The 14391-nt window shown below is 74.0% G+C and carries 12 protein-coding genes; all 12 read left to right on the top strand.

Annotated elements, in window-relative coordinates:
* Positions 1-45 precede the first annotated feature (45 nt).
* The 12 genes from pyrR (at position 46) to WMI84_RS01325 (ending at position 14368) form a co-directional block, all read left to right on the top strand.
* Positions 46-594, top strand: coding sequence for a bifunctional pyr operon transcriptional regulator/uracil phosphoribosyltransferase PyrR (gene pyrR, locus WMI84_RS01380; protein WP_347350224.1), 549 nt, complete (start codon positions 46-48; stop codon positions 592-594).
* Complete coding sequence (locus WMI84_RS01375) at positions 591-1580, top strand: aspartate carbamoyltransferase catalytic subunit (protein WP_347350200.1); 990 nt, start codon at positions 591-593, stop codon at positions 1578-1580. The genes pyrR and WMI84_RS01375 overlap by 4 nt, the downstream gene beginning before the upstream one ends.
* Positions 1577-2893, top strand: coding sequence for a dihydroorotase (locus tag WMI84_RS01370; protein ID WP_347350199.1), 1317 nt, complete (start codon positions 1577-1579; stop codon positions 2891-2893). Before WMI84_RS01375 ends, WMI84_RS01370 begins: the two co-directional genes overlap by 4 nt.
* On the top strand, positions 2890-4080 hold the full coding sequence (gene carA / locus WMI84_RS01365) for a glutamine-hydrolyzing carbamoyl-phosphate synthase small subunit (RefSeq protein ID WP_347350198.1): 1191 nt from the start codon (positions 2890-2892) through the stop codon (positions 4078-4080). Before WMI84_RS01370 ends, carA begins: the two co-directional genes overlap by 4 nt.
* A complete protein-coding gene (carB, locus tag WMI84_RS01360; protein ID WP_347350197.1) occupies positions 4080-7448 on the top strand; it encodes a carbamoyl-phosphate synthase large subunit in 3369 nt (1122 codons plus the stop codon). The genes carA and carB overlap by 1 nt, the downstream gene beginning before the upstream one ends.
* Positions 7449-7479: 31 nt before the next feature.
* Entirely contained in the window at positions 7480-8322 is an 843-nt protein-coding gene (pyrF, locus tag WMI84_RS01355; RefSeq protein WP_347350196.1) for an orotidine-5'-phosphate decarboxylase, read from the top strand.
* A gap of 123 nt (positions 8323-8445) precedes the next feature.
* The gene (mihF, locus tag WMI84_RS01350; protein WP_347350195.1) at positions 8446-8763 is read left to right on the top strand and encodes an integration host factor, actinobacterial type; all 318 of its coding nucleotides are present in this window, start codon (positions 8446-8448) and stop codon (positions 8761-8763) included.
* Complete coding sequence (gene gmk, locus WMI84_RS01345) at positions 8760-9335, top strand: guanylate kinase (protein WP_347350194.1); 576 nt, start codon at positions 8760-8762, stop codon at positions 9333-9335. Before mihF ends, gmk begins: the two co-directional genes overlap by 4 nt.
* Positions 9336-9428: 93 nt before the next feature.
* Positions 9429-9692: a DNA-directed RNA polymerase subunit omega gene (gene rpoZ / locus WMI84_RS01340; RefSeq protein WP_347350193.1), complete on the top strand. Its 264-nt coding sequence runs from the start codon at positions 9429-9431 to the stop codon at positions 9690-9692.
* A 9-nt stretch (positions 9693-9701) separates the two neighbouring features.
* Entirely contained in the window at positions 9702-11015 is a 1314-nt protein-coding gene (locus WMI84_RS01335) for a bifunctional phosphopantothenoylcysteine decarboxylase/phosphopantothenate synthase (protein WP_347350192.1), read from the top strand.
* Positions 11016-11059: 44 nt separating this feature from the next.
* Entirely contained in the window at positions 11060-12283 is a 1224-nt protein-coding gene (metK, locus tag WMI84_RS01330; protein WP_347350191.1) for a methionine adenosyltransferase, read from the top strand.
* 33 nt (positions 12284-12316) lie between these two features.
* A complete protein-coding gene (locus tag WMI84_RS01325) occupies positions 12317-14368 on the top strand; it encodes a primosomal protein N' (protein ID WP_347350190.1) in 2052 nt (683 codons plus the stop codon).
* The last annotated feature ends 23 nt before the right edge of the window (positions 14369-14391 follow it).

Below are 14391 nucleotides of genomic sequence, written 5' to 3'. Positions count from 1 at the left end.
GCCGTGACCTGCCCTGAGCCAACCGCACCGGCCACCGTTGCGCAGATCCCTCCGGATGCGCGCGACGTCATGAGCGCCGAGGACATCTCCCGGGCGCTGCGGCGCATCGGCCACGAGATCCTCGAGCGCAACAAGGGCGCGGCCGACCTCGTCGTGCTCGGTATACCCACGCGTGGCGTCGCCCTCGCCGACCGGCTCGCGGCCGCCATCGGCGCGGTCGAGGGCGTGCCGGTGCCCGTCGGCCGGCTCGACGTGACGCTCTACCGCGACGACCTGCGCCGCCAGCCGGTGCGACCCGCCGGCCGCACGAGCATCCCGGCCGGGGGGATCGACGAGAAGGTCGTGGTCCTCGTCGACGACGTGCTCTACTCCGGCCGCACCATCCGGGCTGCCCTCGACTCGCTCGCCGAGCTCGGCCGGCCCCGCGCGGTGCGGCTCGCGGTGCTCGTCGACCGCGGCCACCGCGAGCTGCCGATCCGCGCCGACCACGTGGGCAAGAACCTGCCGACCGCCCGCAACGAGCGGGTCCACGTGCGGGTCCGGGAGGTCGACGGCATCGACGTGGTGCGGATCAGCGGCGGTGACCGCCGGTGAGCCGCCACCTCGTCTCGGCCGCCGACCTGACCCGACCGGACGTCGAGGCGATCCTGGCCACCGCCGAGTCGATGCACGACGTGCAGCGCCGCGAGGTCAAGAAGGTCCCGACCCTGCGCGGCCGGACCGTCGTGAACTTCTTCTTCGAGGACTCGACCCGCACCCGGTCCTCCTTCGAGATCGCCGGCAAGTGGATGTCGGCAGACACCATCAACCTGTCGGCCAAGGGGTCCTCCACCTCGAAGGGCGAGAGCCTGCGCGACACCGCGCTGACCGTCGACGCGATGGCGGTCGACGCCCTCGTCATCCGGCACAACGCCTCCGGCGCGGCCCGGCAGGTCTCCGAGTGGGTCCGCTGCAGTGTGGTCAACGCCGGCGACGGCACCCACGAGCACCCGACCCAGGCCCTGCTCGACGCCTACACACTGCGCAGCCGGATGGGCGCCCTCGACGGCCGGCACGTGGCCATCGTCGGCGACCTGACCCACTCGCGGGTCTTCCGGAGCAACGTGATCACCCTGCGCACCCTGGGTGCCCGGGTCACCGTCGTGGCCCCCCCGACGCTCATGCCGGCCGGCATCGAGGCCTGGAGCAGGTCGGACGGCTTCGCGACGAGCTGGGACCTGGATGCCGTCGTCGACGGCGAGCTGCCCGTCGACGCGATGATGATGCTGCGGGTCCAGCGCGAGCGGATGACCGGCGGCTACTTCCCGACCCCGCGCGAGTACACCATCGAGTACGGCCTGACCCGCGAGCGGCTCGGCCGCCTCGTGGACCGCAACCCGGACGTCCTCGTCATGCACCCCGGCCCGATGAACCGTGGGCTCGAGATCGCCGCCGAGGTAGCCGACGCCCCGCAGTCCGTGGTCCTCGACCAGGTCTCCGCCGGGGTCGCGGTGCGCATGGCCGTGCTCTACCACCTGCTCGCCGGGCAGGCCGCCGAGCCCACCGCGACGGCGGACGACACGAGGAAGGCGGTCCAGTGAGCACCATTCTGGTCACCGGGGCGCGGCTGCTCGGGCGCGAGGTCGCCGACCTGCTGGTCCGGGACGGGCGCATCGCCGAGGTCGGACGGGTCACCCCGGCCAGGGGCGTGCCGACGCTCGACGCGGACGGACTGGTCGCCCTGCCCGGCCTGGTCGACCTGCACACCCACCTGCGCGAGCCGGGCCGCGAGGACGCCGAGACGATCGAGAGCGGGTCCGCGGCCGCCGCCGCCGGCGGGTTCACGGCTGTGTTCGCGATGGCCAACACCGACCCGGTCACCGACACCGCCGAGGCCGCCGAGCACGTCCTCGACCTCGGGCGCACCTGCGGCGTGGTCGACGTCGTCCCGGTCGGGGCCGTCACCAAGGGCCTGCAGGGGGAGCAGCTGGCCGAGCTCGGTCTCATGGCGCGCTCGCGCGCCCGGGTGCGGGTCTTCTCCGACGACGGTCGGTGCGTCGCCGATGGGCGGATCATGCGCCGGGCGCTGGAGTACCTGCGGCCGTTCGACGGCGTGGTCTCCCAGCATGCCCAGGACCCGCGGCTGGCCGACTCGTCGGCGTGCTGCCACGAGGGCGAGGTCTCGGGGCGGCTCGGGCTGCCGAGCTGGCCCGGCGTCGCCGAGGAGGCGATCGTCGCCCGTGACGTCATGCTCGCCCGGCACACCGGCTCGCGCGTGCACGTCGCGCACGTCTCGAGCGCCGGCACGGTCGAGGTGATCCGCTGGGCGAAGGCGCAGGGCATCGCGGTAACCGCCGAGGTGGCCCCCCACCACCTGGCCCTGACCACCGACCTGCTGGTCGGCTACGACCCGGTCTACAAGGTCAACCCGCCGCTGCGACCGGGCGAGGACGTCGAGGCGCTGCGCGCGGGCCTGGTCGATGGGACGCTCGACGCGGTCGCCACCGACCACGCCCCGCACGCGCGACACGACAAGGAGCACGCCTTCCCCGACGCGGCCTTCGGGATGCTCGGCCTGGAGACCGCGCTGGCCGTGGTGAGCGAGGTGCTCGTGCGCCCCGGTCGCCTCGACTGGGCCGACGTGGCCCGCGTGCTGTCGGTGGCCCCGGCCCGGATCGGCCGGCTCGCCGGGCACGGTCGCCCGCTCGCCGTAGGGGAGCCGGCCAACCTGACCCTGGTCGACCCGGACCGCGTGGTGACGGTGGATGCCGCCGCGAGCCGGAGCCGCTCGCGCAACAACCCGTGGCACGGGCGCACCCTCACCGGCGCCGTCCACACCACGATCCTGCGCGGCCGGGTGACCCACAGCCTCGACCCGGCTGCGCGCTCCCACCGGACGGAGGTCGCCCAGTGACCCTCGACGTCGCGACCCTCGAGCTGCCCGGCCGGCAGCGCGGGCCGGCCGTCCTGGTGCTCGAGGACGGCCGCGCCTTCCACGGGTCCTCGTACGGCGCGACCGGTGAGACCGTCGGCGAGGCGGTCTTCTCGACCGGCATGACCGGGTACCAGGAGACGCTGACCGACCCGAGCTACCACCGGCAGGTCGTGGTCATGACCGCACCGCACATCGGCAACACGGGCGTCAACACCGAGGACCCCGAGTCGCTGCGGTTCCAGGTGGCCGGCTTCGTGGTGCGCGACCCCGCGGTGCGTCCGTCCAGCTGGCGGGCCACCGGCGACCTCGAGGACGAGCTGTGCGCCCAGCAGGTCGTGGGCATCTGCGGGATCGACACGCGCGCGCTGACCCGGCACCTGCGGGAGCGGGGGGCGATGCGCACCGGCATCTTCAGCGGCCCGGCCGCGGGCCGGCCACTGCCCGAGCTGGTCGAGCTGGTGCGCCGGGCCCCGCAGATGACCGGCGCCGCCCTCGCGCAGGAGGTGACCACGCCGCGGCCGTACGTCGTGCCCGCAGTGGGCGAGCAGCGCTTCACGGTCGCCGCCATCGACCTCGGGATCAAGGCGATGACGCCCCAGCGGATGACCCAGCGGGGGATCGAGGTGCACGTCCTGCCGTGCACCGCGACGATCGAGGACGTCCTCGCCGTCGGGGCGCACGGCCCCGACGGCGTGTTCTTCTCCAACGGCCCCGGCGACCCGGCGACGGCCGACCGCGAGGTGGCGCTGCTGCGCGAGGTGCTGGACCGGCGCATCCCGTTCTTCGGCATCTGCTTCGGCAACCAGCTGCTCGGCCGGGCGCTCGGCTTCGGCACCTACAAGCTCAAGTACGGCCACCGCGGCATCAACCAGCCGGTCCTGGACCGGGCCACCGGCAAGGTCGAGGTCACCGCGCACAACCACGGCTTCGCCGTGGCAGCTCCCCTCGACGCGGAGACCCGGACACCGTACGGCCGGGTGCGCGTCTCGCACATCTGTCTCAACGACGACGTCGTGGAGGGGCTCGAGTGCCTCGACGTGCCGGCCTACTCGGTGCAGTACCACCCGGAGGCGGCCGCCGGGCCGCACGACGCGGCATACCTGTTCGACCGGTTCGTCACCCTGATGCAGCAGCACGACCACCACGAGCGGGAGGCGGGCGCCTGATGCCCAAACGCGACGACATCAGCAGCGTCCTGGTCATCGGGTCCGGCCCGATCGTGATCGGGCAGGCCTGCGAGTTCGACTACTCCGGCACCCAGGCCTGCCGCGTCCTGCGCGAGGAGGGCATCCGCGTCGTCCTCGTCAACAGCAACCCGGCGACGATCATGACCGACCCGGAGATGGCCGACGCGACGTACGTCGAGCCGATCATCCCCGAGGTCGTCGAGACCATCATCGCCAAGGAACGCCCGGACGCGGTCCTGGCCACGCTCGGCGGGCAGACCGCCCTGAACTGTGCCGTGTCGCTGCACGAGGCCGGCATCCTCGACAAGTACGACTGCCCCCTGATCGGGGCCAACATCGAGGCGATCCGGCTCGGCGAGGACCGCGAGGCGTTCAAGGGCGTCGTCGACCGGTGCGGCGCCGAGTCGGCCCGCTCGCTCATCTGCCACACCATGGACGAATGCCTCGCCGCGGCCGCGCAGCTGCACTACCCGGTCGTCGTGCGCCCCTCCTTCACCATGGGCGGTCTCGGCTCCGGACTGGCCTACGACGAGGAGGACCTGCGCCGCATCGCCGGGCAGGGGCTGCAGTACTCGCCGACGACCGAGGTGCTGCTCGAGGAGTCGGTCCTGGGCTGGAAGGAGTACGAGCTCGAGCTGATGCGCGACCACGCCGACAACGTCGTGGTCGTCTGCTCGATCGAGAACCTCGACCCGATGGGGGTGCACACCGGCGACTCGATCACCGTCGCGCCCGCCCTGACGCTCACCGACCGCGAGTACCAGCGGATGCGCGACATCGGCATCGCCGTGATCCGCGAGGTCGGCGTGGACACCGGCGGCTGCAACATCCAGTTCGCCGTCGACCCGGCCACCGGCCGGATCATCGTGATCGAGATGAACCCGCGCGTCTCCCGGTCCAGCGCGCTGGCGTCCAAGGCCACCGGGTTCCCGATCGCGAAGATCGCGGCCAAGCTGGCGATCGGCTACTCCCTCGACGAGGTGCCCAACGACATCACCACACACGGGGGGACACCCCCCGTGGCCCCCCCGGACAGCGCTTCGCGCGGTGCGGCCTGGTACCCAGCCGCGTTCGAGCCGACCCTCGACTACGTCGTCGTCAAGGCCCCCCGCTTCGCCTTCGAGAAGTTCCCGGCCGCCGACCCGACGCTGACCACGACGATGAAGTCCGTCGGCGAGGCGATGGCGATCGGGCGCAACTTCACCGAGGCGATGCAGAAGGCGCTGCGTTCCCTGGAGAAGCAGGGCTCCTCGTTCCACTGGGACGGCGAGCCGACCCCAGCCGCGGCCCGCCGGGCGCTGGCCGAGTCGAGGGTGCCCACCGACGGGCGGATCGTGCACGTCCAGCAGGCCCTGCGCGGCGGCTGCACCGTCGCGGAGGTGCACGACGCCACCGGCATCGACCCGTGGTTCCTCGACCAGATCGTGCTGCTGAACGACGTGGCCGAGGTCCTGCGGCGCGCGGACCAGCTCTCGCCCGACCTGATCCGGCTGGTCAAGCGGCACGGCTTCTCCGACGCCCAGGTCGCCGCGATCCGCCGGATGCCGGAGAGCGTCGTGCGCGGCGTGCGCCAGGCCCTCGGGGTGCGGCCGGTCTTCAAGACCGTCGACACCTGCGCGGCCGAGTTCGCCGCGCTGACGCCGTACCACTACTCCTCCTACGACGAGGAGACCGAGGTCGCGCCGCGCGAGCGGCCCGCGGTGATCATCCTCGGCTCCGGCCCGAACCGGATCGGGCAGGGCCTCGAGTTCGACTACTCGTGCGTGCACGCCTCCTTCGCGCTTCGCGCCGAGGGCTACGACACGGTGATGGTCAACTGCAACCCCGAGACGGTCTCGACCGACTACGACACCAGCAGCCGGCTGTACTTCGAGCCGCTCACCCTCGAGGACGTCCTCGAGGTGATCCACGCCGAGGCGCAGGCCGGGCCGATCGCCGGGGTCGTCGTCCAGCTCGGTGGCCAGACGCCGCTCGGGCTGGCCCAGGCCCTGGCCGACGAGGGGGTGCCGATCGTCGGCACCTCACCGGCCGCGATCAACCTTGCGGAGGACCGGGGCGCGTTCGGCCAGGTGCTGCACCGGGCCGGGCTCGTCGCCCCCAAGCACGGCACCGCGTTCAGCCCGGACGAGGCCCTGGAGGCTGCGCGGCAGATCGGCTACCCGGTGCTCGTGCGCCCGTCCTACGTCCTGGGCGGCCGGGGGATGGTGATCGTCTACGACGACGACGCGCTGGTGACCTATGTCGAGAAGGCGGTCCACGCCTCGTCGGAGCACCCGATCCTGATCGACCGGTTCCTGGACGACGCGATCGAGATCGACGTCGACGCGATCTTCGACGGGACCGACCTCTACCTCGGCGGCATCATGGAGCACGTCGAGGAGGCCGGCATCCACTCCGGCGACAGCGCGTGCACCCTGCCGCCGGCCACCCTCGCCGACGCCGAGCTGGACCGGGTGCGCGAGGCCACCCGCCGGCTCGCCAAGGGGATCGGGGTGCGCGGCCTGATGAACGTGCAGTTCGCCCTGGCCCAGGACGTCCTGTACGTCATCGAGGCCAACCCTCGGGCGTCCCGGACGGTGCCATTCGTGTCCAAGGCGACCGGCGTCCCGCTCGCGCGGGCCGCCTCCCGCGTCATGCTCGGCGCCACCGTCCGGCAGCTGCGCGACGAGGGAGTCCTGCCGGCGTCGGCCGACGGTGGCCGGCTGCCCGAGGGGGCGCCGATCTCCTGCAAGGAGGTGGTGCTGCCGTTCAAGCGGTTCCGCACCAAGGAAGGGCTCGCAGTCGACTCGGTGCTCGGGCCGGAGATGCGCTCGACCGGCGAGGTGATGGGCATCGACCGCGACTTCGGGTCGGCGTTCTCCAAGTCCCAGCGCGGCATCGGCGGGGGGCTGCCGAGCTCCGGCGCGGTCTTCGTCTCGGTCTCCAACCGGGACAAGCGCGCCATGCTCTTCCCGGTCAAGCGCCTGGTCGACCTCGGCTTCACCATCCTGGCGACCCGGGGCACCGCGGCGGTGCTGCACCGCAACGGCATCCCGGCCACCGTCGTGCGCAAGCTCTCCGAGCGGCCGCGCGGCGGCGACCCCGGCGAGCGGAGCATCGTCGAGCTCATCCAGGACGGCACGGTGCAGATGGTGGTCAACACCCCGTCCGGGCAGGACGCCCGGGCCGACGGGTACGCGATCCGCGCCGCCACGACGAGCTCGGACAAGCCGATCATCACCACCATCGCGACGCTGGCGGCGGCGGTGCTCGGCATCGAGGCACAGCTGAGCGAGCCGATCCGGGTCACCTCCCTGCAGGACCACGCCCGCGCCCTCGACCTCTACCGGGTCGGCGCGGCGGGGTGAGCGCGGTGGCCCCGCTCCCGCAGGAGGGCCCGTGACGACCGGGTTCGGCGTCCGGCTGCGCCACGCCATGGACCACCTCGGACCGCTCTGCGTCGGGATCGACCCGCACCGGTCGCTGCTGCAGGCCTGGGACCTGACCTACGACGTCGCCGGCCTCGAGCGCTTCGCGCTCACCTGCGTCGAGGCGTTCGCCGGGAGTGTGGCGGCGGTCAAGCCGCAGTCCGCCTTCTTCGAGGTCTTCGGCAGCCGCGGCGTCGCGGTCCAGGAACGGGTGCTCGCCGACCTGCGGGCGGCGGGCACCCTGACGATCCTCGACGCCAAGCGCGGCGACATCGGCTCGACCATGGCCGGGTATGCCGCCGCCTACCTCGGGCCCGACGCGGTGTCCCCGGCGGACGCCCTCACCGTCAGCCCCTACCTCGGCTACGAGTCGCTGCGCCCGGCCATCGACCTCGCGCAGCAGCAGGCCCGTGGCCTGTTCGTGCTCGCGCTGACCTCCAACCCCGAGGGCGCCGCGGTGCAGCACGCTGTCCGGAACGGCCGCACCGTCGCCGCCACGGTCGTGGAGGGGGCCACGGTCGACAACAGCCTCGCGCGCGAGCGCGGCGAGCTCGGCGGCATCGGCCTGGTCGTCGGCGCCACGGTCGGGGATGCCGTCCACCGCCTCGGTCTCGACCTGGTCACCGCTGCCGCGCCGGTCCTCGCGCCCGGCTACGGGGCCCAGGGGGGCACCGTCGCCGACCTCGACCAGGTGTTCGGGGTGGCCCGCCGGCAGGTCCTCGTCGCCTCCAGCCGGGCGGTCCTGGGGGCCGGTCCCGACGTCGCCCGGCTGGCCGAGGCGGCCCGCCGCGTCGCCGACGGCCTGCGTGGCTGAGGAGCCGGCCCGACGGCATACCGCTGCGGCAGGGCGCGCGTCGGACCGCCCCGCGTTGCCACTCGCTCGACCGAATCGCTAGGTTCGGCAGCAACGTCCGTCGACCTCGAGGAGAGAACCGCTGTGGCCCTTCCCCCGCTCACGCCCGAGCAACGGGCAGCCGCCCTCGAGAAGGCCGCTGCCGCCCGCCGGGAGCGTGCGGTGGTGAAGAACCGGCTCAAGTACTCGAGCGGGTCGCTGGCCGAGGTGCTGCAGGACGGCCGGACCGACCCGGTGATCGGCAAGATGAAGGTCACGGAGCTGCTCGAGTCGATGCCCGGGGTGGGCCGGGTGCGGTCCCGGGCGATCATGGCGGAGGTCGGCATCGCCGAGTCGCGCCGGGTCCGCGGGCTCGGCGCCAACCAGGTGGCGGCCCTGCTGCGCCGGTTCGACCGGTCATGACCGGCGCGCGCGGGCGGCTCGTCGTCCTGGCCGGCCCCACCGCCGCCGGCAAGGGGACGATCGCCGCCTACGTCCGCACCCACTTCCCCGACGTCTTCTTCTCCGTGTCCATGACCACGCGGCCCCCACGGCCCGGCGAGGTCGACGGGGTCCAGTACCACTTCGTCGACGACCGCGAGTTCGACCGGCTCGTGGCGGCCGGGCAGTTCCTCGAGCATGCGGTCGTGCACGGCCTGGCCAAGTACGGCACGCCGCGCGGGCCGGTCGAGCGCGCCCTGGCCGAGGACCGCGACGCCCTGCTCGAGATCGACCTGCAGGGCGCCCGGCAGGTCAGGGCCACCATGCCGGACGCCTTCTTCGTCTTCCTCGAGCCGCCGAGCTGGGACGAGCTGGTGCGTCGGCTCGTCGGCCGCGGGACCGAGGACCGGGGCGAGCGCCAGCGCCGCCTCGAGACGGCGCGGCGGGAGCTGGCGGCCAGGTCCGAGTTCGACGCCGTCATCGTCAACGACGACGTGCGGCGGGCCAGCGAGGAACTCGTATCATTGATGAGATCAGGGCGCACCGACCGGTGAGTCCTGCCTGCGCATGCCGTGTCCTCGACAATGCGGTGACAATGCGGCGTGCCGCGTAGAAGTCCACCCCGAGCGAACGAAACGAGCCACCCCGTGTCCGGTACCAAGGCCGATCCCATCGGCATCACCAACCCGCCGATCGACGACCTGCTGACGGCCGCCGACTCCAAGTACGCCCTGGTCATCTACGCCGCCAAGCGCGCGCGCCAGATCAACGCGTACTACTCGCAGCTGCAGGAGGGCCTGCTCGACTACGTCGGCCCGCTCGTCGAGGCCGAGGTCCACGAGAAGCCCCTCTCGATCGCGCTGCGCGAGATCAACGCCGGGCTGCTGACCGCGACGCCGACCGAGGCCTGAGCCGTCCCGATGCGCGTCGTGCTCGGCGTGAGCGGCGGCATCGCCGCCTACAAGGCCTGCTCGCTGCTGCGCCGGTTCACCGAGACCGGGCACGAGGTCACCGTCGTGCCCACCGCCGCGGCGCTGCGCTTCGTCGGGGAGCCGACCTGGGCGGCGCTCTCGGGCCGGCCCGTGCACACCGACGTGTGGGCCGAGGTCCACCAGGTGCCGCACGTGCGGCTGGGCCAGCACGCCGACCTCGTCGTGGTCGCCCCGGCCACCGCCGACGTGCTGGCCAAGGCCGTCGCCGGCATCGCCGACGACCTGCTGACCAGCACCCTGCTGACCGCGAGGTGCCCGGTCGTCTTCGCCCCGGCCATGCACACGGAGATGTGGGAGCACCCCGCGACCCGGGCCAATGTCGCCACCCTGCGCCGTCGCGGGGCCCACGTCGTCGAGCCGGCCGAGGGCCGGCTGACCGGGGCCGACTCGGGCAAGGGCCGCTTCCCGGAGCCCGAGGTGGTGTATGCCGCTGCCCTCGCTGCCGTGGCCGCGTCCGCTCCCGAGGGGGCCGGGTCGCCCGACTCCGCGGACCCCGCGCCGGGTGCCGGCGCCCCCGCGGGGAGCTCGGCGGCATACGGACCGGGCAGCCTGCGCGGCCGCACCGTGGTGGTCTCCGCCGGCGGGACGCGCGAGCCGATCGACCCCGTGCGCTACCTGGGCAACCGGTCCTCGGGCAAGCAGGGCCTGGCCATCGCACAGGTCGCGGCACTACGGGGCGCGCGGGTCGTGCTGGTGGCGGCCAACGTCGTCCTGCCGGCACCGGCCGGGGTGACCGTCGTCCCCGTCGAGACCACCCTCGAGCTGAAGCACGCGGTCGACGCCGCCGCCCGCGAGGCGGACGTGGTGGTCATGGCCGCGGCCCCGGCCGACTTCCGCCCGGCCGAGGCCAGCGCGAGCAAGATCAAGAAGAGCGAGCACCCCGGTGCCGGGTTGCGGCTCGAGCTGGTCGAGAACCCCGACATCGTCAAGGGCCTGGTCGCCGCACGGGACGGGGCACGCCACCCGCTCATCGTCAGCTTCGCCGCGGAGACCGGCGATGCCACCGGCTCGGTCATGGACCACGCCCGCGCCAAGTTCGCCAGGAAGGGCAGCGACCTGCAGGTGGTCAACGAGGTCGGCCCCGGCCTGGCGTTCGGGCGCGACGAGAACACGGTGCACCTGCTGCGCCGAGACGTGCCCGAGGTCGCCACGGTCGGCCCGGCCGGCAAGGACGTCGTCGCCGCCGCGGTGCTGGACGTCGTCGAGGAGCTGCTGGCCGGGGCGGCTACACTCGCGCGGTAGCGTCCGCGGGAAACCGGCGAGACCGCCCGATTCGAGGAGAAGCATTGTCAGCACGGCTGTTCACGTCCGAGTCCGTCACCGAGGGCCACCCGGACAAGATCTGCGACCAGATCAGTGACTCGATCCTCGATGCCATGCTCACCGAGGACGCGCAGGCGCGCGTCGCCGTCGAGACACTGGTCACCACCGGCCTGGTCCACGTGGCCGGCGAGGTCTCGACCACCGGGTACGTCGAGATCCCCAAGATCGTGCGCGACACGATCCTCGACGTCGGCTACGACGGGTCCGAGAAGGGCTTCGACGGGCGCACCTGCGGGGTCTCGATCTCGATCGGCGCACAGTCGCCCGACATCGCCCAGGGCGTCGACACGGCCCACGAGACGCGGCACGGCGGGGTCGACCCGCTCGACAAGCAGGGGGCCGGCGACCAGGGCCTGATGTTCGGCTACGCCTGCGACGACACCGCCGAGCTGATGCCGCTGCCGATCCACCTCGCGCACCGCCTCGCGGAGCGGCTGACCCAGGTGCGCAAGAACGAGAAGCTGGCCTACCTGCGCCCCGACGGCAAGACGCAGGTGACGATCGCCTACGAGGGCGACAAGGCCGTGCGGCTCGACACGATCGTGCTGTCGACCCAGCACGCCCCCGACGTCTCGCTGGAGGGGATGCTCGAGCCCGACATCACGGCCTACGTGATCGACCCGGTGCTGGCCGAGCTGCGCGACGAGGGCAGCGACCTCGACGTCTCGTCCTACCGGTCGCTGATCAACCCGACCGGACGCTTCGAGATCGGCGGCCCGATGGGCGACGCGGGGCTGACCGGGCGCAAGATCATCGTCGACACCTACGGCGGCATGGCGCGGCACGGGGGCGGGGCCTTCTCCGGCAAGGACCCGAGCAAGGTCGACCGGTCCGGCGCCTACGCGATGCGGTGGGTCGCCAAGAACGTCGTCGCGGCCGGCCTGGCCCGGCGTTGCGAGGTGCAGGTCGCCTACGCCATCGGCAAGGCCCAGCCGGTCGGGCTCTACGTGGAGACCTTCGGCACCGAGACCGTGCCGGTCGACAAGGTCCAGGACGCCATCGGGATGGTCTTCGACCTGCGCCCGCGCGCCATCGTCGACGCGCTCGACCTGCTCCGCCCGATCTACCGGCCGACCTCGGCCTACGGCCACTTCGGGCGCACCAAGGCCGACGGCGTGGAGAACGCCTTCCCGTGGGAGCGCACCGACCGGGTCGAGGAGCTGCTGGAGGCCGTCGCCCGGGCATGAGGGCTGTCCGCGGGCGGGGCTAGGTTTCCTCGCGTGGGCGAGCTGGAGCAGGACGAGCGGCGGCAGGTCGCGCCGGCCGACGGCGGTGCGGACCGGCCCGTGGCGGCCGTCGTGGTCGACACGCCGCTCGCCCACCTCGACCGGGTCTTCGAGTACCTCGTCCCGCCGGACCTGCTCGGGTCGGCCCGGCCCGGCGTCCGGGTCCGGGTGCGCTTCGCGGGGCGTGACCTGGACGGGTTCGTCGTCGCGCGCCGCGTCGAGCCGACGCACGGTGGCCGCCTGGCGCCGTTGCGCCGGGTGGTCAGCCCGGAGCCGGTGCTGACCCCGGAGCTGCTCGCGCTGTGCCGGGCCGTCGCCGACCGGTACGCCGGCACGTTGCGCGACGTGCTGCGCCTGGCCATCCCCAAGCGGCATGCCGCCGCCGAGCGCGCCCTCCCGGCCGACCCGCCGCCCCGGCCGCCCGGGGAGCGGCAGGACGCCGCCGGTGAGCCGGGACCGGGGCCGTGGGCGGCATACCCGGCCGGTCCGGCCTGGTTGCGCCGGGTGGCCACGGGGGAGGGGCCGGCCGCGGCCTGGACCGCGCTGCCGGGCCGCCTCGACGGGCAGGACTGGCCGCACGCCCTCGCGTGGGCCGCCGCCGCGGCCGTGGCCGGTGACCGCGGAGCCGTGCTCGTCGTGCCCGACCACCGCGACGTCGTGCGCCTGGATGCCGCGGTCGCCGAGGTCCTCGGCCCGGGCCGGCACGTCAGGCTCACCGCCGACCAGGGACCGCAGGCCCGCTACACGGCATGGCTGAAGGCGCTGCGGGGGCACGTGCCGGTCGTCATCGGCACCCGGGCGGCCGCCTTCGCACCGGTGCGCCGCCTCGGGCTGGTCGCCTGGTGGGACGACGGCGACGACCTGCTCGTGGAGCCGCGGGCGCCCTACCACCACGTCGGCGTCGTGCTGCAGCTGCGGGCCCGCCAGACCGGCGCCGCGCTGCTGGCCGGTGGCTTCGCCCGCAGCCTGCCGACCCAGGCCCGCATCGAGGCGGGCGGGCTGGTCGCCGTCACGGCCGCCCCGGCCGTCGTGCGGGCGGCCACCCCGCGGGTCGCCGTCGCCGGCGAGGGCCGCGACCAGCAGGACGACGGCGCGGCGACCCGGGCGCACCTGCCCTCACACGCCTGGCGGGTCGCCAAGGACGCGCTGCGGGACGGACCGGTGCTGGTCCAGGTGCCGCGCCGCGGCTACCTGCCGGCGCTGACGTGCGCCGAGTGTCGCACCCCGGTGCGGTGCGCGCGCTGCCACGGCCCCGTGGCGGTCGGCGGCCCGGGGCAGCCACCGGCCTGCCGATGGTGCGGCCGGGCCCTGCCGTCGGGCCGGTTCGAGTGTCGCGAGTGCGGGTCCGGGCGGGTCCGGTCGAGCGTCACGGGGGCGCGCCGCACCGCCGAGGAGATCGGCCGGGCCTTCCCCGGCGCGCCCGTGGCCACGTCGGGGTCGGGCGAGGTCCTCGACACGGTGCCCGACCAGCCGGCCCTGGTCATCGCGACCCCGGGCGCCGAGCCGGTCGCCCGCGCGGGATATGCCGCGGTGCTGCTGCTGGACGCCTGGGCGAGCCTGGACCTGCCGGTCCTCGATGCCGCGACCGAGTCGTTCCGGCGCTGGGCGGCGGCGGCGGCGCAGGTCCGACCTGGCCGGACCGTCGTGCTGTGCGGCGTTCCCGAGGGCGTGACCCTGCCGGCGGTCGAGGCCCTCGTCCGGTGGGACCCCGGTTGGCTCGCGGCCCGGGAGCTGGCCGACCGTCGCGAGCTCGGCCTGCCCCCGGCCGTCCGGATGGCCCGCCTGTCGGGCACCCGGCGGGCCCTGGGCGAGGCGCTGGGCCAGCTCGAGCTCCCCGCCGGGGCGCAGCTGCTCGGGCCGATGCCCGCCCGCCCGGTGTCCCGGGCCTCGAACGAGGGGGCGGGCGACGAGTGGCACGCGCTCGTGCGTGCGCCCCTGACCGGAACGGCGGAGCTGGCTCGGGCCCTCGTCGCGCTGCGGGGCCTTCGGTCCGCGCGCAAGGAGTCCGACACGGTCAGCGTGCGCCTCGACCCCGTCGACTGGTAGCCGGCGCCCGCTACGGCACGATG

This window comes from Intrasporangium sp., assembly GCF_039812505.1.
GTDB lineage: Bacteria > Actinomycetota > Actinomycetes > Actinomycetales > Dermatophilaceae > Intrasporangium_A.
Note: the sequence above shows the minus strand (reverse complement) of the source record. Positions and strands in the feature narration are given on the sequence as shown.